At 60.3% G+C, this 24,615-nt stretch carries 25 protein-coding genes and 1 pseudogene; 6 read left to right on the forward strand and 20 right to left on the reverse strand.

The annotated features are described in order from the left end of the window. Positions 1–289: 289 nt before the first annotated feature. Both ACZ9IU_RS29765 and ACZ9IU_RS29770 read left to right on the forward strand, forming a co-directional pair. Positions 290–748, forward strand: coding sequence for a mobile mystery protein A (locus tag ACZ9IU_RS29765; protein WP_040124219.1), 459 nt, complete (start codon positions 290–292; stop codon positions 746–748). Next, positions 745–1,347: a mobile mystery protein B gene (locus ACZ9IU_RS29770; RefSeq protein WP_040124217.1), complete on the forward strand. Its 603-nt coding sequence runs from the start codon at positions 745–747 to the stop codon at positions 1,345–1,347. Before ACZ9IU_RS29765 ends, ACZ9IU_RS29770 begins: the two co-directional genes overlap by 4 nt. Before the next feature lie 138 nt (positions 1,348–1,485). Here ACZ9IU_RS29770 and ACZ9IU_RS29775 read toward each other — a convergent pair. Further along, positions 1,486–1,680: pseudogene (locus tag ACZ9IU_RS29775) on the reverse strand (ATP-binding protein); the annotation flags it as partial. A gap of 243 nt (positions 1,681–1,923) precedes the next feature. On the opposite strand from ACZ9IU_RS29775, the gene ACZ9IU_RS29780 reads away from it, so the two are divergent. Beyond that, positions 1,924–2,829: a LysR substrate-binding domain-containing protein gene (locus ACZ9IU_RS29780; RefSeq protein WP_040124214.1), complete on the forward strand. Its 906-nt coding sequence runs from the start codon at positions 1,924–1,926 to the stop codon at positions 2,827–2,829. Positions 2,830–2,887: 58 nt separating this feature from the next. Here ACZ9IU_RS29780 and ACZ9IU_RS29785 read toward each other — a convergent pair whose 3' ends face one another. From ACZ9IU_RS29785 to ACZ9IU_RS29870, 18 genes are all read right to left on the reverse strand, one after another. After that, a complete protein-coding gene (locus ACZ9IU_RS29785) occupies positions 2,888–4,168 on the reverse strand; it encodes a TRAP transporter large permease (protein ID WP_040124213.1) in 1,281 nt (426 codons plus the stop codon). Next, positions 4,165–4,722, reverse strand: coding sequence for a TRAP transporter small permease (locus ACZ9IU_RS29790; RefSeq protein ID WP_040124211.1), 558 nt, complete (start codon positions 4,720–4,722; stop codon positions 4,165–4,167). Before ACZ9IU_RS29790 ends, ACZ9IU_RS29785 begins: the two co-directional genes overlap by 4 nt. Positions 4,723–4,776: 54 nt before the next feature. Further along, complete coding sequence (locus tag ACZ9IU_RS29795; protein ID WP_040124210.1) at positions 4,777–5,772, reverse strand: DctP family TRAP transporter solute-binding subunit; 996 nt, start codon at positions 5,770–5,772, stop codon at positions 4,777–4,779. Between the two features lie 44 nt (positions 5,773–5,816). After that, complete coding sequence (locus ACZ9IU_RS29800) at positions 5,817–6,707, reverse strand: NAD(P)-dependent oxidoreductase (protein ID WP_040124208.1); 891 nt, start codon at positions 6,705–6,707, stop codon at positions 5,817–5,819. Between the two features lie 17 nt (positions 6,708–6,724). Next, a complete protein-coding gene (locus ACZ9IU_RS29805) occupies positions 6,725–7,030 on the reverse strand; it encodes a putative quinol monooxygenase (RefSeq protein WP_040124207.1) in 306 nt (101 codons plus the stop codon). Between the two features lie 14 nt (positions 7,031–7,044). Next, complete coding sequence (locus ACZ9IU_RS29810) at positions 7,045–8,403, reverse strand: NAD(P)H-dependent oxidoreductase (protein WP_040124206.1); 1,359 nt, start codon at positions 8,401–8,403, stop codon at positions 7,045–7,047. A 425-nt stretch (positions 8,404–8,828) separates the two neighbouring features. After that, a complete protein-coding gene (locus tag ACZ9IU_RS29815; RefSeq protein WP_040124204.1) occupies positions 8,829–9,719 on the reverse strand; it encodes a ribokinase in 891 nt (296 codons plus the stop codon). Continuing rightward, positions 9,716–10,591, reverse strand: coding sequence for a MurR/RpiR family transcriptional regulator (locus ACZ9IU_RS29820; protein ID WP_040124202.1), 876 nt, complete (start codon positions 10,589–10,591; stop codon positions 9,716–9,718). Before ACZ9IU_RS29820 ends, ACZ9IU_RS29815 begins: the two co-directional genes overlap by 4 nt. Next, on the reverse strand, positions 10,588–11,562 hold the full coding sequence (locus ACZ9IU_RS29825; RefSeq protein ID WP_040124200.1) for an ABC transporter permease: 975 nt from the start codon (positions 11,560–11,562) through the stop codon (positions 10,588–10,590). The genes ACZ9IU_RS29820 and ACZ9IU_RS29825 overlap by 4 nt, the downstream gene beginning before the upstream one ends. A 17-nt stretch (positions 11,563–11,579) precedes the next feature. Next, positions 11,580–13,106 (reverse strand): sugar ABC transporter ATP-binding protein, encoded by a 1,527-nt coding sequence (locus ACZ9IU_RS29830; RefSeq protein ID WP_040124199.1) that lies wholly within the window; start codon positions 13,104–13,106, stop codon positions 11,580–11,582. Between the two features lie 63 nt (positions 13,107–13,169). After that, entirely contained in the window at positions 13,170–14,234 is a 1,065-nt protein-coding gene (locus ACZ9IU_RS29835) for a sugar ABC transporter substrate-binding protein (protein WP_040124198.1), read from the reverse strand. A gap of 92 nt (positions 14,235–14,326) precedes the next feature. After that, positions 14,327–15,307, reverse strand: a complete 981-nt coding sequence (locus ACZ9IU_RS29840) for a TIM barrel protein (protein WP_040124197.1) — start codon at positions 15,305–15,307, stop codon at positions 14,327–14,329. Positions 15,308–15,551: 244 nt separating this feature from the next. After that, positions 15,552–16,472 carry a ribokinase gene (gene rbsK, locus ACZ9IU_RS29845; RefSeq protein WP_040124196.1) on the reverse strand — a complete coding sequence of 307 codons (921 nt, stop codon included), beginning with the start codon at positions 16,470–16,472 and terminating at the stop codon, positions 15,552–15,554. Between the two features lie 9 nt (positions 16,473–16,481). Further along, positions 16,482–16,937: an RbsD/FucU family protein gene (locus ACZ9IU_RS29850; protein ID WP_040124194.1), complete on the reverse strand. Its 456-nt coding sequence runs from the start codon at positions 16,935–16,937 to the stop codon at positions 16,482–16,484. 20 nt (positions 16,938–16,957) lie between these two features. Further along, on the reverse strand, positions 16,958–17,881 hold the full coding sequence (locus ACZ9IU_RS29855) for a carbohydrate ABC transporter permease (RefSeq protein ID WP_040124192.1): 924 nt from the start codon (positions 17,879–17,881) through the stop codon (positions 16,958–16,960). A 10-nt stretch (positions 17,882–17,891) separates the two neighbouring features. Next, positions 17,892–19,001 carry a carbohydrate ABC transporter permease gene (locus ACZ9IU_RS29860; protein WP_040124190.1) on the reverse strand — a complete coding sequence of 370 codons (1,110 nt, stop codon included), beginning with the start codon at positions 18,999–19,001 and terminating at the stop codon, positions 17,892–17,894. Between the two features lie 111 nt (positions 19,002–19,112). Then, positions 19,113–20,774, reverse strand: coding sequence for an ABC transporter substrate-binding protein (locus ACZ9IU_RS29865; RefSeq protein WP_040124189.1), 1,662 nt, complete (start codon positions 20,772–20,774; stop codon positions 19,113–19,115). 76 nt (positions 20,775–20,850) lie between these two features. Then, positions 20,851–21,912, reverse strand: coding sequence for an ABC transporter ATP-binding protein (locus ACZ9IU_RS29870; protein ID WP_040124187.1), 1,062 nt, complete (start codon positions 21,910–21,912; stop codon positions 20,851–20,853). A 364-nt stretch (positions 21,913–22,276) separates the two neighbouring features. Between ACZ9IU_RS29870 and ACZ9IU_RS29875 the strand changes: the two genes are divergently transcribed. From ACZ9IU_RS29875 to ACZ9IU_RS29885, 3 genes are all read left to right on the forward strand, one after another. Continuing rightward, a complete protein-coding gene (locus tag ACZ9IU_RS29875; protein ID WP_040124186.1) occupies positions 22,277–22,717 on the forward strand; it encodes an RbsD/FucU family protein in 441 nt (146 codons plus the stop codon). Positions 22,718–22,806: 89 nt separating this feature from the next. Then, a complete protein-coding gene (locus tag ACZ9IU_RS29880; protein WP_040124185.1) occupies positions 22,807–23,073 on the forward strand; it encodes a type II toxin-antitoxin system Phd/YefM family antitoxin in 267 nt (88 codons plus the stop codon). Then, positions 23,070–23,492, forward strand: a complete 423-nt coding sequence (locus tag ACZ9IU_RS29885) for a type II toxin-antitoxin system VapC family toxin (RefSeq protein WP_040124183.1) — start codon at positions 23,070–23,072, stop codon at positions 23,490–23,492. The genes ACZ9IU_RS29880 and ACZ9IU_RS29885 overlap by 4 nt, the downstream gene beginning before the upstream one ends. A 331-nt stretch (positions 23,493–23,823) precedes the next feature. Here ACZ9IU_RS29885 and ACZ9IU_RS29890 read toward each other — a convergent pair whose 3' ends face one another. Next, positions 23,824–24,546: a ribonuclease activity regulator RraA gene (locus ACZ9IU_RS29890; RefSeq protein WP_040124182.1), complete on the reverse strand. Its 723-nt coding sequence runs from the start codon at positions 24,544–24,546 to the stop codon at positions 23,824–23,826. Positions 24,547–24,615 lie beyond the last annotated feature (69 nt).

Below are 24,615 nucleotides of genomic sequence, written 5' to 3' on the forward strand. Positions count from 1 at the left end.
GGCGCTCGATCGCCACCACGCAGGAGCACGCGAAAAATTCGCCGGGAAGCCGCCACCGCCATGATCGCGATCGCTTCGCTTGGAAAAGCCTCGTTCAATTCAGCGATCGCCTCGCAGGTCAGCAGCGAGACGGGGCGACTGCCAACGAGGAAGAACAGCTTGGTCGTCTCCAGTGAAGGCCATTATAAGTGACGCACCAAGAGCGTCAATAAATATATTGACATTTTGTCACAGATTGTATAGCTTTTTATTGACGAGATGATTTAATCCGTCAATATACGAGTCTCCAATGAGCGTGAAGCAAACCGTACGTCGGCAGTATCAGGCGATTGTAGATACGGCGCATGGAAACGATATCGAGAGACCCGCTGAAGGCTGGATCCGAACCGTGCGCAGAGCTTTGGGCATGTCGGGCGCGCAACTCGCCAAGAAAATGGGCGTCACGCGCTCGCGCATCGCGCAGGCCGAAAAAGCCGAGCTTGATGGCGGTGTGACCTTGAAGTCCATGGAGGCGATCGCAGAAGCGATGGGTTGCCGCTTCGTCTACGCCTTTGTCCCACCTCAGACGATCGAAAATGTCATTATCGCCCAGGCCAGGAAAAAAGCACAAGCGATCGTCGGTAGGGCCGCAAAGCATATGGCGTTGGAAGACCAAACTGTTTCGCACAGCCTGACCCAGCAGGAAGTCGCGCGCCTGATGAACGAGCTGATGTACCAGATGCCCTCCGATTTCTGGGAGGATAAGTGACCTTTGAGTTCGTATATCCCGATGGTGCGACCCCTCTCGACCCAAACGAAATCGGCGGGCTGAAATTTAAGCATCTTAAAACGCAGAGTGAGCTGGACGAGCTCGAACAGGCGAACATCGCTTCTGGACTGCGCTGGATTTCTCGTATGCGCCGAAAAGATATTCTGACCGATGACTTTGCAATCGAGCTTCATCGGCGCCTTTTTGGCGATGTTTGGGATTGGGCGGGCGCATTTCGCAAAACGGGGAAAAACATTGGTATCGATCCCGTGCAGATAGGAGTCCAACTGCGGGGGCTCATGGATGATGCCCGGTATTGGGCTGATAACAACACGTACTCTGCGATCGAGGTGGCTGTCCGGCTACATCATAAGCTGGTATTCATTCATCCGTTTCCGAACGGTAATGGCCGGCATGCGCGCATCATGGCGGATGTCGTTCTTGAAAAGATATATGGAGCCGAACCTATCGATTGGACGTCGGGCTCCAATCTTCAAAAGATGAGCGAGAGACGCGCCGCCTATATCGCGGCGCTGAAAGCGGCAGATAATTACGATTTGGAACCGCTGCTGGCTTTTGTGGCGCCCGAGGTCTCTTGACTTCCTGCGACGCATTTCACGTCGACGCCAAGGCGGTCGCCGGGCGATGACAGGCTTCCTGGTGATGCCGTGCACGACATCTCCAACTGTCTCGACGGAATATTCCAATCCCACGATGAACTCCTCGATCAAAACATCCCGGGCCGTTCCCTCGCCGCCGCTCGACAGCAGATGGGCCACCTGCTCTCCAACATCTCGACCGTCCAGACAAAAACGCACGCCCGTGCTTCCACTTCCGACCACCGGCTTGACGATCACCGGAAAGCCGATCCGGATCGCTGCTTCGACAGCGGGCGGGACATTGTGGACCAGTTCATAAGCCGGGGCGAGCAATCCGGCATTCTTGAGCGTTCCCCGCTGGCTCTGCTGGTGGCTAGTTCCTGATCACCTATGTCCCGGACCTGGTGCTTTGGCTCCCGCGTTTGGCCGGTGCGATGCTATGACGATGGGAAAAGCCGGCTTGACGTCGCCTTCTTCTTATTGTCCATTTGCTCAACGAAATTAAGGCCATTCGTGATTACAGCATTCTCTGAACGACGAACACCGCTTCAGCGCCGTCGTCAGCGCAGGTAGAAAATGCAGCTTCCGATCAAGGCCATCCTGGTTTTTCACGCCGCAGCTCGTGCCGGCAGCATTTCACGCGCAGCCGCTGAACTGAGCGTGACGCCATCGGCGGTCAGCCAGCAGATCCAGTTGCTGGAGGTTCAACTTGGCATCTCCCTGCTTGCCAAAGCCGGCCGAGGCGTCGTGTTGACGGAGGCCGGCGAACGTTATTTCTCGATGATCTCCGAGCAGATCGAGCGCATCGAGGAAGCAACCGGCACGATCCAAGGGTTTCGCTCGGTCACGACGCTGACTGTTCGCGCTACCCCCACGTTGTCCAACAAGTGGCTGCTGCCACGGCTCGGCAAGCTGCTCGACCAGCACCCCGATCTCGAAGTTCGCCTTGACGGCACCAATGAGCCTACCGATTTTAACCAGGAACTGGTGGACATTGAACTCCGCCACGGCAATGGACGCTGGCCGGGACTGTTCGTGGAAGGTATCGCCGACGAACAGTTCATGCCGGTCTGCTCGCCCGGTTATGCCGCAGCAGGCAGCCTCCAGCCGCAGGACCTGCTCGATCACCGCCTGATCCATTCGGTCAAGTCACAGGCGCAATGGACGACCTGGTTTCAGCTGACCGAGGTTGCGCCGCAGGAGCGCTGGTCACGGATTCTCTTTGACCGCAGCCATATGGCGATCGACGCCGCGATACGCGGCATGGGCATTGCCCTGGAGAGCACGCTGATGATGGGCGACGAATTGAAGAGCGGGCGGCTGGTCTGCCCGGTCGCAGCGCCACCGGAAATCCGCATTGTCACACAGTGGATCGTCTGCCCGCGGGACCATCTGCGTCAGAAGAAAGTGCGGATCTTTCTCGATTGGCTGCGTGCCGAGCGGGATGTCTGGCAGGCTGCCCAGCGCGACGCTGTCTCCTGACGGCAGATCCCGTAAGGGCCGAGGGCCGCCACGGGATCGCTCGTATTTCGCTGCCGCTTCAGTAGAGGCCCAGCAGCCGGATGGGCGTCAGCGTCAGCTGCGGGAACAGCACCAGTGCGAGAATGGCCCCGACCAGGATGGACATTGGTGCAAGCGAGCCCTTGATCACATCCTCGATCGACATCTTCGCCACTTGCGCCACGGCAAACAGGCAAACCCCGACCGGCGGCGTCACCAGACCAAGCGTCAGGGTGATGACCATGACGATCAGGAAGTGAATCGGATCGACCCCGAGGGAGACGGCCGACGGCATCAGCACCGGGATCAGGATGAACATGGCGGCGATGGCATCCATGAACATGCCCACGACGATCAGGAACAGAAAGATCAGGACGAGAACCATGGTCGGACCGGTGCTGATCGCGGCGAGGAACGTCGCCACCTGCGCCGGCAGACCGTCGAAAGTGAAGACCCAGGCGGCCAATTTGGCGGTGGCGGCAATGAAGAGGATCGTGCCCGAGGTCCGTGCCGTTTCGATGAAGATCGTGGGCAGTTCACGCGGCGAAATTGTGCGGTAAAGGATGACCGATAGAAACAGGGTATAGAGCACGGCGATACCGGCTGCTTCCGTTGGCGTGAAATAGCCATCGACGATACCGATCAGCAGAATGACGGGCGTCAGCATCGGCAGGATGGCCGCGATGCCCGTCGTCACCACCAGGCGCATGTTGAACGGCTTGGACGGGTTGTAGCCGTACCTTACCGCGTAAAAATGGTTAAACACCATGAACATCAGCGCGATAAACAGGCCGGGTATGAGGCCCGCGACCAGCAGCGTGCCGATGGAGGCATTGGCGATCGATCCCGCAATCACAATCAGGATTGACGGCGGAATGATCGACGAGAGGGTGGAGGTACAGAGCGTCATCCCCACGGCATAACCCTTGGGAAATCCATGGCGCTCCATCGCCTTGATCTCGATTGCGCCGATGGAAGCAATATCGGCAACAGACGACCCGGACACGCCGCCGAAAATGACGGACGACGCCACGTTCACATGGCCGAGTCCGCCCGGCAGCCAGCCGACGATGGCTTCAGCAAAGTCGAAGAGCTTTTCGGCAACGTGGCCGCGCTCCATCAGCACCCCGACCAGAATGAACAGCGGCACCGCGACCAGCAGGAACGAATTCATCGCCGAGAACATGCTTTGCGCCAGAAGATCGATCGGCGTCGAGGTAAAGACCACGATGGCCAGCACGCTGGCGAGGCCTAGAGCAACGGCAAGCGGAACGCCAAACGCACTCATCACCAGGAAAAGGACAAGAAGAACGAGGCTCATGGCTGCTTCTCCGGTTTGGGCAGTACAGTTTCGGCGAGCGTGATTTCCGGCATGCCTTGGGCGGGATCGGAAATTTCAATGAGGTCGCGGCGTGTCCGTAAGGATTCGGAGATGGCAAGTACTGCCAAGACGGAGCTAAGAGGCATGATGAGGCCGATCACCCACATGGGCACGATCAGCGTGGCCGTGGTTTCGTTCATCATGAACTGCTGCTTGACCAGATGATAACCGGTCCATCCGGTCAGGACGAAGAAGATGACCGATGTCGTCACATAGATCGGCACCGAGAGCCGCTGGACCGCGCGCGGCAGCATCGCCAGAAAGACAACCACGCGCGCGGTTTCCACCGTGCGAAAGCCCGCCGCCAGTCCCAGGAAGATCATCCACACGAAAAGATAACGCGTAGCCTCCTCGGTCCATGAGACCGGAACGCCGAGAAGACGGCTTGCGACCTGGAGAAGGACGACGATCAGCACACCGAACACGGCGATGCCGGCGACGACATCGGTCATGCCCTTGATGATCTTGTTTAAGAGAGAACTGTTTTTAACCATGGCTTATTCTCCTGTCCGGACCGGTGCTGTACCGGTCCGGCTTGGGACGAAGGATCAGTTCTTTCCGACGAAGGCGATGGTCTTGTCGAAGAAGGCCTGGTCTTTCACCAGTCCGGCAAAGACCGGGTAAAGGCCCTTCGAGATCGCCACGAACGCCTTTTGCTGCTCGGGCGTCAGGCGGTTGATTTCCATACCGTGCTTCTGCAACTCCGCGATGGTAGTCTCCGCCGTTGCGGCGTCGTTTGCGACCTTCCAGGCCTCCGCTTCCTTGCCCGCCTCCGCAAGCGCCTTCTTATGCGCTTCGCTCAATCCCTCGAATTTCGCCGGATTGATGCCCAGCACCCAGCCGTCACCCATGTGATTGGTGATCGAAGCATATTTCTGCACCTCGTAGAACTTGGCGCTGAGCGGCACGTTGATCGGGTTTTCCTGGCCGTCGACGACCTTCAGCTGCAGGGCGTTGTAAACCTCCGCGAAAGCAAGGGGCGTCGGCGCAGCACCCATCTTCTTGAAGAATTCGACCCAGAGCGGATTGTTAGGCACGCGGAACTTCAGCCCCGACAGATCCTGAGGCTTCGTGATCGCAAGCTTGGAATTGGTCATCTGGCGGAACGGACGCGGCCAGAGATTGATACCCTTGATGCCGATCTTTTCGAGATCAGTGATCAGCTCCTGGCCCGGCGCGCCCGAGAGATAGCTGCGCAGCTGCGCCTCGTTGTCGAAGACGTAGGGGATGGAGATCGCCGAGAACTTCGGATTGAAGTTGGCATAGAGCGAGGTTGCAAGGAGCAGCATATCGAGCGAACCGCCGGCCAGCTGCTTTACGGCGCCGGAGGGATCGCCGCCATAGAGCGTGCCGTTCGGAAAGACCTTGACGGTCAGTTGGCCGTTGGTCTTGGCGGCCACGAGTTCAGCGAATTTGTTGGCGGCAACGGTGATTTCGGAATTGTCTGGATCGGGCGTAGACAAGGTCAGCGTCGCAGCCTGGACGATCGAGGCGGTCAGCATGGTAGCGGCGGCCAACAGGCTGCGAAGTGCGAAGTGTTTCATTTTCATTCCTCCCTTTTGATAGTCTCAACTGGATGTCAGGCGGACTAGCCTCCGCCCGGGTTCATGCGTTGCAATTGAAGAATGACGCCGCTGTGATCGAGATCGCCGTCACCATCGTCCACCATGGCTTGAAAAAGCCGATCAACCTCCTCGCTGACCGGAAGTATCAACCCACGGCTGCGCGCAAAGGCCAGCGCCGTCGATGTGTCCTTCACCTGATATTTCGCTGGCCCACCGGGCTGGAAATTGCCTTCCACCATGCGCAGGCCGTGCTGGCGGAACACCGTGGAGTCGGCGAACCCACCGAGCAGAGCCTCGCGCACCTTGACCGGATCGGCGCCGCCACGCTTGGCGAGCGTCAGCGCTTCGGCCACCGCGCAGATGGTCGAGGCGACGATCAACTGATTGGCAAGCTTGGTCAGCGCGCCGCTGCCCGCCGGGCCGACATGGGTCACCCGCCCGAGAGGAGCGAAGACCGGATGCAGCCGATCGACGACTGCGGCATCCCCGCCAGCCATGATCGCAAGCGTTCCTTCCCTGGCACCCTTCTCGCCACCCGAAACCGGCGCATCGACACAAGCCACACCGTGATCGGCGGCCACCTTGGCCAGGGCCACGGCGGTCTCCACCGGAATGGAGCTCATGACGGCAAGGATCGCTCCCGGCCGCATGGCGGAGATGACGCCATGTTCGCCCATCAGCACCGTTTCGCAGACGGGGCCGGAACTCAGCATGCAGATCACCACGTCGGCGTCCGCTGCGGCAGCGACGGCATCCGGTGCCGTGACCACGCCGCGGCCGGTCAATGCCGCCGCCTTTTCCGGCGTCCGGTTCCAGGCCGAGACCACAAAACCTGCCTCGGCCAGACGCCCGGCCATGGGACCGCCCATGATACCGGTGCCGATGACGGCAATGCGCTGTATGCTCTCGGTCATTTGTCCGTCTCCCGCCATCACGGATAATCCCGGCGTGAAAAGCGAACCGGCCGCTCCTCGACGATCAGCGGCGGGAAAGCCTGCCGGAAACGCTCGAGATGCGGCGTTTCCAGATGAGCGTCGAAGGCGGCCCTGCTATCATAGACCTCGTAGAACACCGCGGTATCTTCCGATCCTTCAGGGCAGATCACGTCGAACTGCCGGCAACCAGGCTCATCTGCGGTAGAGTGCCTGGCGTCATCCCGCGCAGCTTCCAGGAAAGCCGGCATCTTGCCGGGCTTCACCTGGAATTCCGCGATCACGACAAAGGCTGGCGCGCTCATCTGGTCACCCGTGCTCACGCTGCCGCGCTCTTGGCCGGGCGGAAGCTACCTTCCATTTCCTGGCGCAGCTTCACCACGTCGAGGTCATTGACGATCTCGACGTCGTCGAACGAGACGATCTGGTCCTTCTTGATCGGCCGCTTGAGCTTGACGTTATGGGCAAGGCCGATCGGCAGGGCCTTGAGATCAAGGCTGCGGGTTGCCGGAATGGCGTTGGCCCAGACGGCATAACCGCCCTCGCCATCCAGCATTTCGCCGGGCTGCATGTCCTTCTTGGCGGTCGCGACCGCATCGCCGCGGAATTCCTTGGAGCAACCGGTCGGCTCGTTGCGCAGCACGGCGGACAGGACGCTGATCGAGGTCTCCAGGCCGATGATGTGGAACGGACGCCACATCGAGGCATACCAGCCCGACGGATCGGTCAGCAGGCCATATTGCTTGAAGCAGGACCGGGCATATTCGTTATGCGCCTTGAAGGTGACGAACACGCCGTAGCGGATGTTGTTGAACACCTCGCGGCCGTCCGGCTCCTGGCTGGCGGCAATGTCGACCAGACCCGAACGCGCCATGCGGCCACCGTCGGATGCCGGGCGGAAGACGCGGGCGAGATCGTGGAGGCCAGCGGGCGGGAAGGCCAGGCCATCATCCGGGCAATCCAGGCCGGTGCCATTGGCGACCGCAGCCATTTCGATCGCGGCCTTGGTGCCGTCGGTGAAGGAATTGTAGAGCTTCGGGTTGAGGTTGTCCGCGGCGACCTGTTCCTCCGTCCAGCCGAACAGACCCCAGACCGTATCCGGTGTGGAATAACGATAGCGCGGCTCGAAATTCATGCCCTTGCCGGCGGCGGTAATCTCGAAGCCGGTGGCGCGTGCCCAGTCGACCAGTTCGCAGATCAGCGCCGGCTGATCGCCGTAGGCCATGGAATAAATGAGCCCCTTGGCGCGAGCCTTCTCGGCCAGGATCGGGCCGACCATGACGTCGGCTTCGACATTGACCATCACCACATGCTTGTTGTGCTCGATCGCGCCCAGCGCATGGCGGGTGCCGGCAATCGGATGGCCTGTCGCCTCGATGACGCATTCGATCTCGCCGCATTCGAACAGCGCCTTGACATCATCGGTGATGAAGGTCGTGCCGTTCTTGACGGCATCGCCAGCGCTGGTCGCGCTGTAGCGTTCCTTGGCCCAGCCAACCCGCTGCATGGATTCCTTGGCCTTTCCGACATCGAGATCGGCCACGGCAACCATGTGCAGGCCGGCAATGCGCTGGGCCTGGGCGAGCACCATCGACCCGAACTTGCCGGCACCGATCAGGCCGACCCTGACCGGACGTCCATCGGCGGCACGAAGCGAAAGCAGTGAATACAGATTCATTTCAACATCCTCGGCTGGGGAATATCTTTTGCACAGAGCCCGGCCGGAGACCGATCGATAACAACCGCTCCCGGATTGCGGGGCATGGCTGCCCCTCCGGCGAATGCGGTTCCAGCGATGATAAAGTCTCCTCCCGGAGAACGCGGCAACCTGCCTGCGCCCCTCTCGGCCGCCTCCCACAAACGGCTTGTAACCAGACAGTAGGAGTGAAAAGCGGTTAGCTCAATTTAGAAGATTGGGAATATGCGTTAGATTTTCTAAGCATTCCTGGCGAGCTGAGTTCAGGTTGCGTACCAGCTGACCAACACCGGCGGCCATGTGTTTCTTGGGATTACCGGTGCAAAGCGTCGCTGGAAGCGGTGGGCGATCATCGAGCCGTACGACAGGCAAGCTTGAACGGTGCCGGAGGCCTTCACCTGCTGATTTTACCCAAGACGGTCCGCTTCAGGTGTGCCAACCAGTTTTGCCGCGTCCATGTTCGCCTTTCGAAGCGCGTCGTTCATCGTTTTGCCAGACGCGATTTCCGCCGCAAGGACGCCGATAAATTCGTCTCCCGCCCCATGCGTGCTTTCAACGTTCACCCTCACAGCCGCAATGACGATCTCTTTTCCATCGCGGTTCGCGTAGGCGACACCCGAACCTCCAGCGGTGACGACAACCTCGGGAAAGAGCCGCACAAGTTTCCGTGCGGCCTCAAGGGCGCCGTCGAGCGTTTCAACGACCGGGACGCCGGCCAGCATTTCGGCCTCGATGGCATTGACGACGATGATATCGATGAGGGGTTGCAGCTCGTTTGACAAAGCGCGTGCCGGGGCTGCATTGATCAACACGCACCCGCCTGCCTGCTTGACGGTCCTTGCCGCCGCAACGTTGGCGGCATCGGGAATCTCATTTTGCAGAACGAGAATTGTTGTCCGGCTGAGCAGATCGCGAGCCGCCAGGACATCATCTTCGCCAAGCGTCAGGTTGCTACCCGACACGATAACCGCACCATAGTCGCCCTCGTCATCGAAAATAGCGACGCTCATGCCGGTCGATTGCGAGGCGTCGCGCCGAACGAATGTGTGATCGACATTCCGACGGTCGAGATTCGAGATGAGAAATCGCCCGAAGTCGTCATCGGCGACCGCCCCGATCATGGAGGTAGCAATCCCTGTACGCGCAGCCGAAACCGCCTGATTGCCTCCCTTGCCGCCGCTTTTCGGATGCCAGGACGTCCCCGTTACTGTCTCGCCCTTGCGGGGCCGTGCCGGGCCGAAAACGGCGATATCGTAGTGAAGGCTGCCGAAAACGGTGACAACGGGCGAAGATGTCATAGGAGGCGATCTTTTCGTTTGGACGTTACGGCGGACATGGTGCGTTCAAGATTGCGTTCGGCTGCCCGATAGTCACGCTGGGCGACGGCGACGAAGATAGCGTCAAGGATGTTGAGCTGAGCAATGCGTGCCGCAGCATTTTCGCCCATCAGCGGCGACCCTTGCGCGGTAGAACACAGAACCACATCGGCGGACTGGGCGAGCGCCGAAGAACCGTAATTGGTGATGGCAATGGTGCGCGCGCCGTTCCTGCGCGCGAGCTGGATCGCCTCGATCACCGCGATCGTGTTGCCGGAATGGGAGAAGCCGATGGCGATATCGCCCTCCGCCAGCAGCGAGGCCGACATCAGCATCATGTGCGAATCGTCGAACACGCTGGCGCGCACGCCGATCCTTAAGAACTTGTGAGCCACGTCGCGGGCAATCTGCGCCGAGCCGCCGACGCCGTAGAAATCGCGCGTCGCTGCCTTATGGATCAGATCCGCCGCCCGGTCGAATGCTGCCATGTCGAGAATAGCGAGCGTTTCCTCGAGCGCGTGGATCGAGGTGCGAAACACCTTCTGGACGATTTCCAAGGACGTATCGTCCACGGACAGTTCCTGGTGCATCTCCGCCGTCGGCTGCCGGTTGTACTGGCTAACGGCGGAGCGGAAGTCGCGAAAGCCGGAGAAGCCGAGCTTCTTGGTTATCTTGACCACCATGGCTTCGGAAACGCCGGCGTTCTCCGCGATCTGCTTGAGCGACGTCTCGTCGCTGAAATCCCGCATGGCGAAAACGGTATCGACGACCTTTGCTTCGAGCGGCGTCAAGAGCGGCATCATCATGCGGATGCGTGGTCCCACGGCCTTCATGTCGAAGCTTTCACCGTTCATCCCCGTCCCCTTGTCGCGCGATCGATTATCATTGCGGCGAGGATTATAAGGCCGGTGGCGAGCAGTTGATAGAAGGCTTGGACATTCATCAGGGTCAAACCGTTGCGCATCGCCCCAAGGATGATCGCGCCGAGGATCGTGCCGAGAATGCTTCCCTTGCCGCCCATCAGGGAAGCGCCGCCGATGGCCGCAGCGGCAATCGCGTCCAGTTCCCATAGATTGCCGAGGATAGGCTCGGCAGCCCCAAGACGCCCGATCAGGATCAGCGAAGCCAGCGCTGCCAGCCCGCCCGAAATGACATAGGCTGTGATCTTGGTGCGCGCAATCGGAACGCCAGCTACATAGGCTGCCTCTTCATTGCCACCGACAGCCATCAGATATTCGCCGATCGGTGTCTTCTTGAGCAGGATCCAGGCGGCAATCGCCACGACCGCGACGATAATGACTGGCGTCGGAACGCCGAAGAGATTGCCGTTGAAGAGCGAGCGGAAGCCCGAGGGAATGCCGAGGACGGGATTGCCGCCGGTATAGATGAGCGCGATGGCCCGGTAGGTACTGAGCGTGCCGAGTGTGACGATGAACGGCTGCAGGCCGACATAGGCGACGAGCGCGCCGTTGATGAAGCCGCAGACGATGCCCACGCCGAGACCCGCGAGGATCGCCAGGGGTATCGGCGTGCCGGCGAGCAGCAGGGTCGCGGTGATGACGGCGGAGATCGCTGCCATCGGGCCGACCGACAGATCGATGCCCCCCGAAATGATCACCAGCGTCATCCCAAGCGCCAGGCACGCATTGATGCTCGACTGCTGAAGGATGTTGACGAGGTTTCGCTCGGACAGGAATCCCGGGACGAGCGCGGCGAATACCGCCATGATGACGATGAGGCCGATCAGCGTTCCCGCGTCGCGCAGCGAAAACGAGAAGCGGCGGAAGGCCGGTGTTGACTCTGCAGCGTTCGACGAACTGGTCATTGTATGTCCTATCTGGTTCACGCGGTCTGGGCGGCACGTGTATCCGCCGCACCGGCATTCGCCCCCGGAATGGCGTGCGCAACGATCGCGCTTTCTGTCAGCTGGTCGCGTGGAATACTGGCAGCGACCCGACCTTCCCGCATGACAAGCACGCGATCGGAGAGCCGGATAATCTCCGGCAATTCCGAGGACACGACGATGATCGAATGGCCTTCGCGGGCGAGATCCTCGATCAGGTGATAGATCTCGGACTTGGCGCCGACATCGATGCCGCGGGTGGGCTCGTCGAACAGCAGGATCTGCGATTTGGCCGCCAGCCATCGGGCGATGATCGCCTTCTGCTGGTTGCCTCCGCTGAATAGCCGGATCGGCCGATCCAGTTGGAACGGTCTCAGGTTGACGCGCTTCAACAAATCCTGCGCGGTCGCACGAAGCTTGCCCGTGCTGATCATGCCGCCCGCGGACAAGTTCGAGAGCGAAGCGAGCGCCATGTTGGTGCTCACGGGACGCAGAGGAATGATCCCTTCCCGCTTGCGTTCTTCCGGCACAAGACCGATGCCGGCTGCAATCGCCTCGCGTGGCGTGGCGAAGCGCACTGCCTTTCCGTCGATGGCGATCGATCCGGCGCTCAGACGGTCGGCGCCGGCCAAAAGCCGCAGCAGTTCCGTTCGGCCTGAGCCCACGAGCCCGGCAATGCCGAGCACTTCGCCCTTGAGTAGCGTGAAGGACACATCGCGGATCTTCGTTGCCGACGAGAGGTTCTTCGCCTCGAGCTTGACCGTATCGGTCACGAAGGAATTGTGTTCCTCCTGCATCAATTGACGACCCACCATCATCGCGATGACGTCCTTTTCCGACGCAGTCTTGAGATCGATCTTGCCGACCAGCTTGCCGTCGCGCATGACGCTGGCGCGTTGGCAGATGCGGAAAACCTCGTCCATCTTGTGGGAGACATAGATGATCGAGACGCCTCTCGCCGAGAGGCTGGCGATCACCTCCGCCAGGCGGTCGAACTCGGTCGGCGTCAAGCTGGAGGTCGGCTCGTCCATGGCGACGACCCTCGCGTTGTCCAGCAGCGCACGGCCGATCTCGACAATCTGGCGCTGCGCCACCTTAAGGGAGGAGATTGGAGCGGCAGGATCGATGCTCCTGTCGATCATCGATAACGCTTCAGCGGCGCGCGCCTCCTGCTGGCGGCGTGAGACGAACAGGCCCCCCATGCGGGTCAGCGAATGACCGAGGAACATATTCTGGGCGACACTCAGATGCGGCACCTGCTGCAATTCCTGGTGAATCATCGCGATGCCGGCCCCGCGGGCATCCATCGGCTTCTTGAAGGCAACGCCCTGGCCATCGATCAAGACCATTCCGGAGGTCGGGCGAAACACGCCGGAGAGTATCCGCAGAAGGGTGGATTTGCCGGCGCCGTTTTCGCCAAGGAGCCCGTGGATCTCGCCGGGTGCAACGTCGAACGACACGTCGGTGAGGGCGTTCACACCGGGAAAGCTCTTGGAGATCGTCTCGAATCTCAATCGGGGGATCATCGTTCCACCTCGTTCACTAAACCCGGATGCCGGCCTTGACGGCCGGCATCCATTCGACGTTCGTTACTTGGCCGTCTTGGCATCTTCCATCAGCACCGCGCGGACATCGACGTTCGCACCCTGGTAGCGGCTGAGATTGTCGGCGGTGATGAGGGCCTGCGGCGTGGCGACGACGCGGGGCAGCTTCTGGCCGGCGACAAGGCGGAGCGCGGTTTCGAGCGCGACTTCGCCTGTCAAGACCGGAAAGCTGTCGACCGTGCCGGTCAGTTCACCTGCCTTGATCGAGGAATAGGCATCGGAAATTCCGTCGGTACCGAACACTGCGACCTTGCCTGCAAGGCCGGCGGCCTTGACGGCTTCCACGATGCCGAGCGCCATGCCGTCATTGTTGGCATAGAAACCGACGAGATCTGGATGCTGGTTGAGAATGTTGGTAGCGGCATCGTAGGACGTCTGACGGTCCCAGTTTCCGGGAACGCTGGCGACGACTTTAAACTTGCCGCCTTCGCTGATGGTCGACTTGAAGCCGTCGGTGCGCTGGACGGCAGCGTAGACACCGGCCTGACCTTCGACAATCGCCACCTTGCCGCCCTGGGGACGGTTTTTAATGAACCACTTGGCGACGCGGACGCCATTGTCGCGCTGGACGTTACCGACATAGTGCTCGGCCTGGGAGATGACCGCGTCGTTGACGTTGACGACCGGAATCTTGGCGGCCTTGGCCTGTTCGATCACCGGCTGCAGGTTGGCGTCCGTCTGCGGCGAGACCAGCAGGACGTTATAGCCTTGCGTGATCATACCTTCGGCGATCGTCAGCTGGCCGAGCTGGTCGCCCTCGCTCTGGGCGGCCTGATAGACGACGGGCACGTGGACCTTCTTGCCGAGGGACACATAGCCTTCGCCGAGCGACCGCCAGTATTCGTTGGTCAGCGTCTTGGAAACGGCTCCGGCCTTCGTGCCCTCGGGCAGTTTGGGGAATGGGCCGAGCTTGGCTTCAAGCTCCGACCAGTCCATGCGATTCTTTTCGGTATCGGAATTCAGCGGTGCGAGATCCTGCGCAACGGCTGCGCTGAACAGGAAGCTGGCGGCGACGCCGGCAGCAAGGGTCGTCTTCATAAAGGTCTTCATCGGTTCCTCCCGGATGGTGTCGATTGGCACGCCTTCGGCATGCCTTGGGTTCAAGGTTCTTAAGGTTTCAAGAAATTCAGCGTTCGGGCGGCTCAGCCGAGCATCAGTTCTTGGACAACGGCCTGCGCAGATACGGCATCCTGTCGGTCAATCGCCCCGGAAAGGCGGTTGTCCTGCTCGAGGCGATCCACCACCGTCAGCATCCGCTTGACGGTCTGGATGTTTACCTCGCATTCGTGGACCGGATCGAGACCGGTCATATCGGGAAACGTGTCGAAATAAATCGCGCCGTCATAGCCGTCCTTACGGATCTGACACAGAAGCTCGATCGTCTGCTGGGCATGCACCGCGCCGACCATCAGGCCGTCGTCGCGCTTGGCATAGCCGTCGTTGAGATGAACGCCGAGGAGCCGGCTGTATCGGGCGATGAGAGCAGCGGCAAAGGCCGGCTGCTCGTCGGCATAGAGCACATGGGCGAAATCCAGCGTCACGCCCAGATTAGGCATATCGACGTCCTTGATCGCAAGAAGCGTGGTCGCGCAATCGGGCATCAGGCTGTAGGAGCGTGGCTCGTTCGGTTTGTATTCGATGCTGATCTGGCAGTCGGGATCATGGGCGCAAACTTCACGAATTCCATCTACTTCGTGTTGCCACAACATATGATAGTTGGCCTGAAAGGCATAATCGAAACCATCCTGTCCGAGCCAGAGCGTCATCAGGTTGCTGCCGGCGGCGCGCGCCGCGTCGATGCCTTTCTTCGTCAAGTCGATCGCCTCGCGGCGAACCGCCGGATCGGGGTTGGTGAAGGCACCGATCTTGAAGGCCGGATTGGTATAATAACGCATGGCGAAGCCGTTGATCGCCAGGCCGAGATCGCCGATCATACCTGCCAGAAGCGACGGATCGTCGGCAACATGGTCAGGATAGTTGAGATCGAGATCCGTCAGACCTTCGACCTTGGCTGCGCGCGTCGCCATCTGCATCATTGTCGGCTTGCCCGAAAGATCGGGCCATTCGGCCTTCGGCTTCGAGGCAAAAGAATTCAGTCGGGTGGCAAATCTCGGTTCTGGCACGGGTCTGGCTCACTTCAATCACTACAGATGCAACTTCACAAGATTATTATTATTTGTAAAGTTATAATTGTTGTGCAGCGCACCAATTCGTAATGACGAACGCGAGAGAGACCGGTTCCCGGCCTTTCCCCCGATGTACGAACGCGCGCGTAAGCGTCCAGCCGGGTTCGTCCAGCCATGGCTGGCCGAACCTCGAAACCGGCCTTGGAAAGTTTCAGTCGACTGCACCGGCAGGACTTCGGCGTCAGCCCGCCATCACCGCCTCAATCTCGGCAAGCGTGGGCATTGCGGGGGCCGTTCCGCGCCTCGTGACGGCGATGCCGGCGGTGGTGCAGCCGAAGCGGACGGCATCGAGCGGTGCCGCGCCCCGCGCAAGCGCTGCAGCAAAGCCGCCGACGAAAGCATCGCCAGCACCGGTCGTATCAATGACCGGGCCGCAGGAGACGGCGGGCACATGAGTGGATTGCCCAGCATTGTGGAACAAGACGCCCTGCCCGCCGAGCGTGATGACCGCCGTACCGACACCATGCGACAAAAGCACATCGCCGGCGCGCTTTGCATCCTCCAGGGTTTCGAGCGGAAATCCGACCAACGCTGCGGCTTCTGTCTCGTTGGGGACGATATAGTCGCAGAGCCCGTAGATCTTCGCTGGAAAGGCGCCCGCGGGTGCGGGGTTGAAGATCGTGGTAACACCGGCCTGCCTTGCGATTTCGAGCGCCCGATGGGCGGCCGGTGCAGGCTGTTCTAGCTGGGTGATGAACACGGCGGATAGCTCGATAGTACCCCGCGCTGCCTCGACATCCTCGAGGCCGATCGTGCCGGCCGCTCCGGCATAAACGATGATCGCGTTGTCGCCGGTACGGTCGTTGACATAGATGAAGGCAGCGCCGGTCGGCTGGTCGTCCATGACGGTCAGCTTCGCCGTCACGCCGGCCTGCTCATAGGTCTTGAGCGCCAGATCACCGAATGTATCGCGGCCGATCTTCGAGATGAAGGACACGTCAGCCCCTGCCCGCGCGGCAGCCACCGCCTGATTGGATCCCTTGCCGCCCGGCCCGACGGAAAAGCCGCTGCCGGCGATGGTCTCACCCACGGTCGGCATGCGTGGCGCGAGATAGGCCGTATCGGCGACGAAAATGCCGAGAATGGAAATTCCGGTTCCCATGCCGAAACCTCACACGCCTGCAGGTGGGATGACACCCTTGGTGAACAGGAAGCAGCCATAAAAGCGGGTTTCACCGGTCGAGATCACGCAATAGGCCTTCTTGGCCAAATCGTAGAAAGCGAAGCGCTCGATGCCGTACATGGGCGAATGCCTGCCTTCCGCTCGGTCGATCTCCGCCTGCACCTCGCTTTGCACCGTCGGAATTTCGCCCGGCGCGCCCATAACTTCCATGCGACCGGCAGAATTCTGGAGCGGCGTGTCGAGCGGCAGCACCGAGAGAATGGCACGGATCGCGTCACGAGCCGAGAGATTGGCAATGCTGAGCGGCCGGCCGACGACCGTCTGTCGGGCGACGCTGTCGCTCGGGAAGTTGGTGTCGGAGACGACCAGCGTGTCGCCATGCCCCATGGAGCGAAGCGCGTGCAGCACGTCGGCGTTCAGCGCCGGATGAATATTCTTGAGCAAAATGTCCTCCTCAATACGATTTATTTGACGGCGCCCGCCGTCAGCCCCTTGACGATATAGCGCTCCAGAAAGATTCCGACGAGGACCAGCGGCATGATCGCGGCCGTGGCGATGGCGGCCATCGACCACCAGTTGATCCCCTGCGACCCCGTCTGGCTGGCCACCATCACCGGCAGTGTCTTGGCATTCGAACTCGTCAGCAGCGCAGCAAAGAAATATTCGTTCCAGCACAGAATGACCGAAAGGATGAAAGCTGCCACCATGCCGGGCAGCGCGATCGGCAGAACGATCCGCAGATAAGCGCCCCAGATCGAGCAGCCATCCATCAATGCCGCCTGTTCCAGCTCGACCGGAATCGTGTCGAACTGGTCGCGCATGATCCAGATCACGATTGGCAGTACCATGAGCGTATAGACGAGGATCAGACCGATCAGTGTATCGAGCAGCAGCAGGTTTTTGTAGAGAACCAGGAACGGCATGGCGAGCACGACCGGCGGCAGGATCAACTGCGACAGGAAGAAGAAGGAAATGTCCTTGTTCGCCATCCAAAGGAACTTGTAGGTGAACCGGCTGAGCCCGTAGGCCGCCAGCGACCCAATGAGCACCGCCAGGAACGAGGCCCCGGCGGACGCCACGATACTGTTGAAAAACCGGCGGAGGAACTCGTCCCGCACGGTTGATGGCGTAAGGATCGTATCCGGCGAGAGGCCGAGCGAACGCCAGCCTCTCCAGTCCGGCGTGAAGTCCACGAACGGGATCAGATGCCCCTGCGTGACGTTGACCGCTGTCTTGAACGAGGTCGTGATCGTCCAGTAGATCGGAAAGAGCGAGACGAAGGCCCAGAAGACCAAAGCCGCATAGATCAGCAGGCTGGTGGTCAGGAATTGCGGGCGCCGCGACCAAAGGCTTCCCGGCTTATCGGATGGTTCAGCGGTGATCGCCATGGGCTTCGCCTCAATTTTCACGTTGCATCCATCGGCTCGCCCCTTTGAGGATGAGCGCGACGAAGATGATGATGATGACGAGATAGAATTCCGCAAGCATGGTCCCGTAGCCGACATTGGAACGGTCACGATATTCCCGGAAGATGAAGCTCGACACGGTATCCGTCGCCCCGCCCGGTCCGCCGGCGGTGACGTTGATGACGATATCGGCGAGCTTCAGCTGGAAGATAATGCGCAGGATGACCGCCGTCATGCTGACCGGAAGCATCAGCGGAAAGGTAATCTCCTTGAAACTCTGCCAGCCGGACGCACCGTCGACTTTTGCCGCCTCCTTGATTTCGGAAGGAAGTGCCTGAAGGCCGGCAAGCAGCAGGATCATCATGAACGGGATCGATACCCAGGCATCCATCGCCATGATCGCGGTGCGCGCAAGCCAGGGCGTTGAGAAAAAGGCCGGATTGTCCCAGCCGAGATGGCGCGCGAGCGTCGCGGCCGGGCCGAACCGGTACTCCATCAGCGACTTGCCGATCATCCAGCTGACCGCCACCGGGCTCAGCATCAGCGGCAGGAGAAAGGCGACACGGAAGAATTTTCGGGCCTTGATCTCGGTGTTGAGCAAGAGCGCCAGCCCGAAGGCGATGGCATATTGAACGAGTACGGAGAGAACGTAGTAGACCATGTTCAGGAGCGCGTTCCAGAAATACGCGTCCGCAAACAGCGCTCGTAGATTGTCCAACCCGTTGAAGCGTCGGCCGGCCGCCGCGCTCAGATTCCAATCCGTGAAGGCGATATAAAGCCCGAAGACGGTCGGGAAAACCACCATGGCAACGGTGAAGAGGATGGCTGGAAGGACGAAAACGGCGCGCTGGCCTGCCTCTCCGCGGATCATCACCTGGCTCGCACACAAGGCCACCGCCCAGAAGATATAGGCAAACAGCAGCGATCGCCAGCTGACAAGCCCGAGCGCCGTAACCCCGCCCGCTTCGAGGATCTGAAGAACGAGGACGGCGAATAACAAGATGCTCGCGGCAGAGATCAAAAGCCGGCCGCGTCGGGCGGCAGTGTGCTGGATCGGCGTCCGCTTCACGGGGCTGATGGCTGGCGTAACCGTATGCGACATAGGCAAGACCCTTGGGGCAGAAAGGCGTGCTGAAGCGGGCAGAGGTTCAGGCGCCACGACTCCGCGCCGCCTGAGATCATTGAGGAGACAGCCGAAACTGCCCCGCGGATGTCAGGCCCCGAGCGAGGCCTTGTAGAGCGCGAGCTGCTTGTCGCGGCCGAGCTGATCAGTGATCTTCTCCCACGCCGCAGCAATCGCATCGGCACCGGCCTGGGCAGTCGCCCGTCCAGCGAATACCTTGGCGAGTTCGTCTTCCGCGACGCTGTAATACTGGAAGATGCCCGGAATGCGCGGCTCGATTGCAGCGTTCGGGTGATTGTAGGAATTCGACTGCGAAGCGAGATAGCCTGAGATGAACGCCTCGTCGTAACCGGCCGACACCCATTCCTTGATGTTGAACTGGCTTTTCCGATAGCACTGGAAGCCGGACGGATAGGCGGCCGTCCAGAGCGCCAGGTCCTTGCCGCCAAGATGGGCGGCCGCACTCCATGCCGCCTTCTTCTTTTTCTCGTCTCTATCGACCCGAGCCATCACATAGACGCCCCATCCGAGATAGGCCATGTTCGGCGCATGGTTCGGCCCACTTGCGAGCTTTTCCCATTTGCCGGTCTTGGCGTTGTAGACATCATCCGATCCCGGAAGAATATCGAAGCCGATGGTCTCGCCGACGACGGAGCTATCGCTGGTGCGCGCGCTTGCGCCCACATCCCCCCACCAGGAGACCATGGAACCGGTGCCGGCCAGAAATTGCTGGAAGGCCGTCGTGCCCGGGTCCGCATTGAGCTGGTCGCCCGCTTCCGATGGCAGGGCGTCGGTGATGTCCTGGATCGCGCGGACCCATGCCGGGTTGTTGATCCGCGGCTTCATCGTATCGGTGTCGAATAGCCAGGCCTTGTCATTGGGATGCTTGGCATAGGCGGTGGCGCGGCTGCCGAGGAAGTAGAAGCCGAAACCGCCCCAAGCCTTGGGCGCGTCGAGATAGCCGACCGCTTCCATACCGCCGACGGTCTTGCCCTTGAGGAACTTGGTGACCTCCTGAACCTTCTGCCAGGTCTTTGGAACGCCCCACTCACCCTGGTGCCCTTCGTCCTTCCAGGCTTTTGCGAGGCCGGCATCGGTGAAGTAGTCGGTGCGGTAGTTGAAGTTGTGGCAATCGCCATCGACCGAGACGCGGTAGGTCTTGCCGTCCCAGGTGCCGACCGGCGCCTTGAGGTAGTCGACATAGTCGTCCATGTCGATCTGGGCCTTGACCCAGTCCGGCATCTCCGACGCCAGCCCCTTGCCGCAGACATCGCCCTCGAACGGCGCGCCCATTTCGAGCAGGTCGAAATCGACCGTACCCGTGGCGATCGCCTGCTGCAGGCGTGGACTGTAGTCGGCTTGCGCGAGGTCGATCCACGTGATCCTGGCGCCGGTATAGTCTTCCCAAGGCTTGAGGAAGCCCCGGAACAAGACGTTATGCAGGTTCTGGTTGTTCAGCCCCATGAAAGATAGCTGGACGCCAGCGAACTCGCCCTGTTTCACGCTCTTCTTCGTCGCTTCCAGGCACATCCCGCCGACCTTCTGCCAATCGGCGTCGGTTGGAGACCCTTTGCCGACGCCCGGCACCTGCAGGATCTGGCTGCGCAGCGACGCATCCTGCGCAAAGGCCGCTCCAGGCAAACCGAGCATGCCGCTCGTTGCAGCCACTGCACCGAGGCTTGCACTCGTCTTCAGAATGGCGCGCCGGCTGAGGCCGATCGCCATCATTCTCTCGAAATCACTGACTTTCATGTGGGTCTCCTCCCTTTGATAGAACGCCACCGTTCGTGGCTGCCGACGCCCCCTCCTCGAAGCGCCAGCCAAACTCTCAGTCGAGCCTCAGTCCGCTCTCGGCATCGAACAGATGGACGAGGTTTGCGTTCGGCGTCATCGCGATCACACGGTCCGAAGGTTCCTCGATGCGGTCGCGGAAAACGCCGATGATTTTCTGCTGCCCGAGCCTTGCAAAGACCTGCGTTTCCGATCCGGTCGATTCCACGACCGTCACATGGGCGCTGACCGCGCCGCCGAGCGTGAAATGCTCCGGCCGGATGCCGTAAAAAGCCGGCCGCCCGTCCGAGCCCGCAGGTGCGCGGTCGAGCGGCAGTCGAATGCCCTCATCGGCCTCGAAGAACGGCTCCGCGGCTGCGCGGATATGCCCCTTGATCAGGTTCATCGACGGGGAGCCGATGAAACCGGCAACGAAGGTGTTTGCCGGCGTATCGTAGAGCGTCCGCGGCGAACCGATCTGCTCGACGCGCCCGTCGCGCAGCACCACGATCCGGTCGGCCATGGTCATGGCCTCCACCTGATCGTGCGTCACATAGATCATGGTCGTCGCCAGCCGCCGCTGCAGTTCCTTGATCTCGGCGCGCATCTGTACGCGCAGCTTGGCGTCGAGGTTGGAGAGCGGCTCATCGAACAGGAACACCTTGGGATCGCGCACGATCGCCCTTCCCATCGCCACACGCTGGCGCTGGCCCCCGGAAAGCTGGCGAGGATAACGCGCAAGATACGGCATTAGGTCGAGTATCTCGGCAGCCTTGCGCACGCGCTCGTCAATATCCGCCCTGGTCTCGCCGCGCATCTTCAGGGCGAAACCCATGTTCTCGGCCACCGTTTTATGCGGATAGAGCGCATAGCTCTGAAATACCATGGCGATATCGCGGTCCTTCGGCGGCAGGTCGTTGACCACCTTGCCGTCGATGCGAATGTCTCCGAAAGTTATCGGCTCGAGACCGGCGACCATGCGCAGCAATGTCGATTTTCCGCAACCGGACGGCCCCACCAGGACGACGAATTCGCCGTCGGGAATTTCGACGGAAACCCCATGGATCACCGTCAGGCTTCCATAGGCCTTTCCGACATTGACGATATTCATCGATGCCAAAAGCTGTCCTCCTCCTGCGGCGCCGCGCACTCCTCGCGCCGTTTGATCGATCCTCCTGGAGGGCGGCGACAGGTAAAGCCATCAGCTAGACCTGTCGCCATCCGGCTTATCTTGGGAGGACGTCATCCGTCCCATAGACTTCACATAGCGGCAAAATATTGTAAAGTCTCTCGGTCGAGATTTCTTTGCCATCTGCCGGCGCGCATTCTCAACGGCTTCGCTGAGCCATGAAAAGCTGCAATCGATCCAGATCACCAAGGATAACGGAGAAAAAAATGCACGGAGGACACCGCTGCAGTTACGAACATTACAAACATTCCTTCATTCGTAAAGAATTGACCTGATTCAGAGGGAGAATAACGAGGTGCTGAGGGGAATCGATCCGGTGTTAAATGCTGAACTGATGCATGCTTTGATGCTGATGGGGCACGGCGACCAACTGGTCTTGTGCGACATCAACCATCCCGCCCAGACAATCGCCCGACATACAACCTACAGCCGCCTCATCGACGTTTCCGGCTGCGGCCTCGAGCGTCTTGCGGAAGCTGTTCTGAAACTCTTTCCTCTCGACACCTTCGCCGACGCGCCGGTGAAACGGATGCAAGTTGTCGGTGACGTCGCTGGTCAGGCGCCAATCTTCGCGACGATACAGAAGGTCATAGATCAAGCTGAAGGGCGATCGGTCCAAATGGAGGCTTTGGAGCGTTTCACATTTTATGAAGAAGCAAAAAAATCGTTTGCGATCGTAAGAACCTCCGATCCAGGCCCCTATGGATGCTTCATTTTCAGCAAAGGCGTTATCTAGTTTTTTCAGCGAACGAATTGCTGCGAAGGCTTGCGCTCGAGCTCACCGCCTCATATAGTCATGATGGTCATTATAGTCAGGAGTGAGCAATGCGGCCATCAGCACACGATGATAGGATCTGGACGGTCGCCGGCGCCAAAGCAAAACTCTCCGAGGTCATCGAGCGAGCACAATCAGCGCCCCAGACAATCACGCGGAACGGAAAACCAAGCGTGGTTGTCGTTTCGGCGGAAGAATGGCAGCGGAAAATAGCACGCAAAGGATCACTTGCAGAATTCCTCATGGACTCGCCGCTCCGCGGTGCCGGCTTGGATCTGGATCGTGAACGCGATGAGCCACGTGATCTGCCGCTGTGAAACTGCTCATCGACACCAACGTTCTGTCTGAAGTAACAAAGCCCCATCCCGACGCACGCGTTTTAGAATGGCTTGGCGGGCTCGACGAAGACCGCGCCTATATCAGCGTCATATCAATCGCAGAAATCCGCCGAGGCGTCGCTTTGATGGATAGCGGGCGAAAACGCGACACTCTGGCGGAATGGCTTTCGCATGACCTGCCGCAGCGTTTCGAGGGGCGAGTGATTCCGGTGGAAGAGCCTGTTGCCCTGTCGTGGGGCGATCTCATGGCGCTTGCCAAGCAGAGTGGCCGCGGACTGGCTTCAATGGACGGATTAATCGCCGCCACCGCGATAGCACACCATCTCACCCTCGCGACGCGCAACACCAAAGATTTTGAAGGTTTCGGTATTGATATGATCAATCCGTGGAACGGCTAGGAAGGCCGAAGACGGGCTCCTGATCGGCGAACTCCATCAGTGCTCGCAGCCCCCGCGTCATTCTCGCCCGTGGTCGCTCCATCTTATTGCAAGAGGCTCGCACGCCAGCGCCGCATTCCTGCGATTAAGAAGTGCCAGATGACGCTGATCGTCACGACCACCTCGTCCAGATGCCAGATGTCGCTCAGGCTTGGCGGCTTACGCCGCAAGCTTGACAGGACTCTGGCTCATGACGGCGAGATAGCCGCAAAATCTTTCAGCTGCAGTTAACCTGAACATCACCGCTCAGCAAGTTACCGGGCTGAACCAGCCGGACTGGCGGTTGTAGGCGTCAAACGGCGTCAACACGAGCCTTACGCCAAACCTCGAACCGCTCGAGGGTTTCCCTGTTTGGCGGATAGACGCCAAGTGTCGATTTGCCAGACTCGATCTCCAGCTTCAGGAACTCCTCCTGCTCCTCCATTGCAACGGCTTCGTCAGCGATCTCGTTCACATATTCCCGGGGGATGACGATGACAGCCTCGCTGTCGCCGAAGATGATGTCGTCGGGATAAACCGCGACACCGCCGCAGGCGATCGGCTGGTTCATATCCGAGGCGTGGTGGGCAACCAGATTGGCCGGAGCCGCCGGGCCCATGCAATAGGTCGGGAGCCCGAGCTGGGCGATATCGGTCGTATCGCGAACGCCGCCATCCAGCACAAGGCCAGCGCATCCGCGGTAGACAAGGCGCCGGGCCAGCATCGCGCCAATCCCGGCAATCTCCGCCAGCTCGCGGCAATCGAACACGAGAACGTGCCCCTCGGGCATCGTGTCGATCGCCTTACGCTGCTGATTGGACGGATCGGAACTATAGGTCGAACCGTCGATGTCTTCCCGGGCGGGAATGTAGCGAACGGTGACGGCCGGGCCGATCATCGGCTTGTCGGCGGCGGCCAGCGGTCGCACGCCGCGAACCGCGGTGTTCCTGAGCCCACGCTTCAGCAGCAAGCTACTCAGGGTCGCAGAATTTGTCCGCAAAAGCTTTGCGTAAACCAATGGGTCCAAAGCCGTCATGATAACCTCCGTTTGTCCGGCTGCGAGGTCTAGCACAACGAAACTATAGTTCAATAGAGAATTTTTAGT

The organism is Mesorhizobium sp. USDA 4132, from assembly GCF_056279545.1.

Bases quoted from the DNA above. Each gene is read 5' to 3' on its own strand.
- ACZ9IU_RS29765 (WP_040124219.1), top strand. From the start codon at position 290: ATGAGCGTGAAGCAAACCGTACGTCGGCAGTATCAGGCGATTGTAGAT.
- ACZ9IU_RS29780 (WP_040124214.1), top strand. From the start codon at position 1,924: ATGCAGCTTCCGATCAAGGCCATCCTGGTTTTTCACGCCGCAGCTCGT.
- ACZ9IU_RS29785 (WP_040124213.1), bottom strand. From the start codon at position 4,168: ATGAGCCTCGTTCTTCTTGTCCTTTTCCTGGTGATGAGTGCGTTTGGC.
- ACZ9IU_RS29790 (WP_040124211.1), bottom strand. From the start codon at position 4,722: ATGGTTAAAAACAGTTCTCTCTTAAACAAGATCATCAAGGGCATGACC.
- ACZ9IU_RS29795 (WP_040124210.1), bottom strand. From the start codon at position 5,772: ATGAAACACTTCGCACTTCGCAGCCTGTTGGCCGCCGCTACCATGCTG.
- ACZ9IU_RS29800 (WP_040124208.1), bottom strand. From the start codon at position 6,707: ATGACCGAGAGCATACAGCGCATTGCCGTCATCGGCACCGGTATCATG.
- ACZ9IU_RS29805 (WP_040124207.1), bottom strand. From the start codon at position 7,030: ATGAGCGCGCCAGCCTTTGTCGTGATCGCGGAATTCCAGGTGAAGCCC.
- ACZ9IU_RS29810 (WP_040124206.1), bottom strand. From the start codon at position 8,403: ATGAATCTGTATTCACTGCTTTCGCTTCGTGCCGCCGATGGACGTCCG.
- ACZ9IU_RS29815 (WP_040124204.1), bottom strand. From the start codon at position 9,719: ATGACATCTTCGCCCGTTGTCACCGTTTTCGGCAGCCTTCACTACGAT.
- ACZ9IU_RS29820 (WP_040124202.1), bottom strand. From the start codon at position 10,591: ATGAACGGTGAAAGCTTCGACATGAAGGCCGTGGGACCACGCATCCGC.
- ACZ9IU_RS29825 (WP_040124200.1), bottom strand. From the start codon at position 11,562: ATGACCAGTTCGTCGAACGCTGCAGAGTCAACACCGGCCTTCCGCCGC.
- ACZ9IU_RS29830 (WP_040124199.1), bottom strand. From the start codon at position 13,106: ATGATCCCCCGATTGAGATTCGAGACGATCTCCAAGAGCTTTCCCGGT.
- ACZ9IU_RS29835 (WP_040124198.1), bottom strand. From the start codon at position 14,234: ATGAAGACCTTTATGAAGACGACCCTTGCTGCCGGCGTCGCCGCCAGC.
- rbsK (WP_040124196.1), bottom strand. From the start codon at position 16,472: ATGGGAACCGGAATTTCCATTCTCGGCATTTTCGTCGCCGATACGGCC.
- ACZ9IU_RS29855 (WP_040124192.1), bottom strand. From the start codon at position 17,881: ATGGCGATCACCGCTGAACCATCCGATAAGCCGGGAAGCCTTTGGTCG.
- ACZ9IU_RS29860 (WP_040124190.1), bottom strand. From the start codon at position 19,001: ATGTCGCATACGGTTACGCCAGCCATCAGCCCCGTGAAGCGGACGCCG.
- ACZ9IU_RS29865 (WP_040124189.1), bottom strand. From the start codon at position 20,774: ATGAAAGTCAGTGATTTCGAGAGAATGATGGCGATCGGCCTCAGCCGG.
- ACZ9IU_RS29880 (WP_040124185.1), top strand. From the start codon at position 22,807: ATGCGGCCATCAGCACACGATGATAGGATCTGGACGGTCGCCGGCGCC.
- ACZ9IU_RS29890 (WP_040124182.1), bottom strand. From the start codon at position 24,546: ATGACGGCTTTGGACCCATTGGTTTACGCAAAGCTTTTGCGGACAAAT.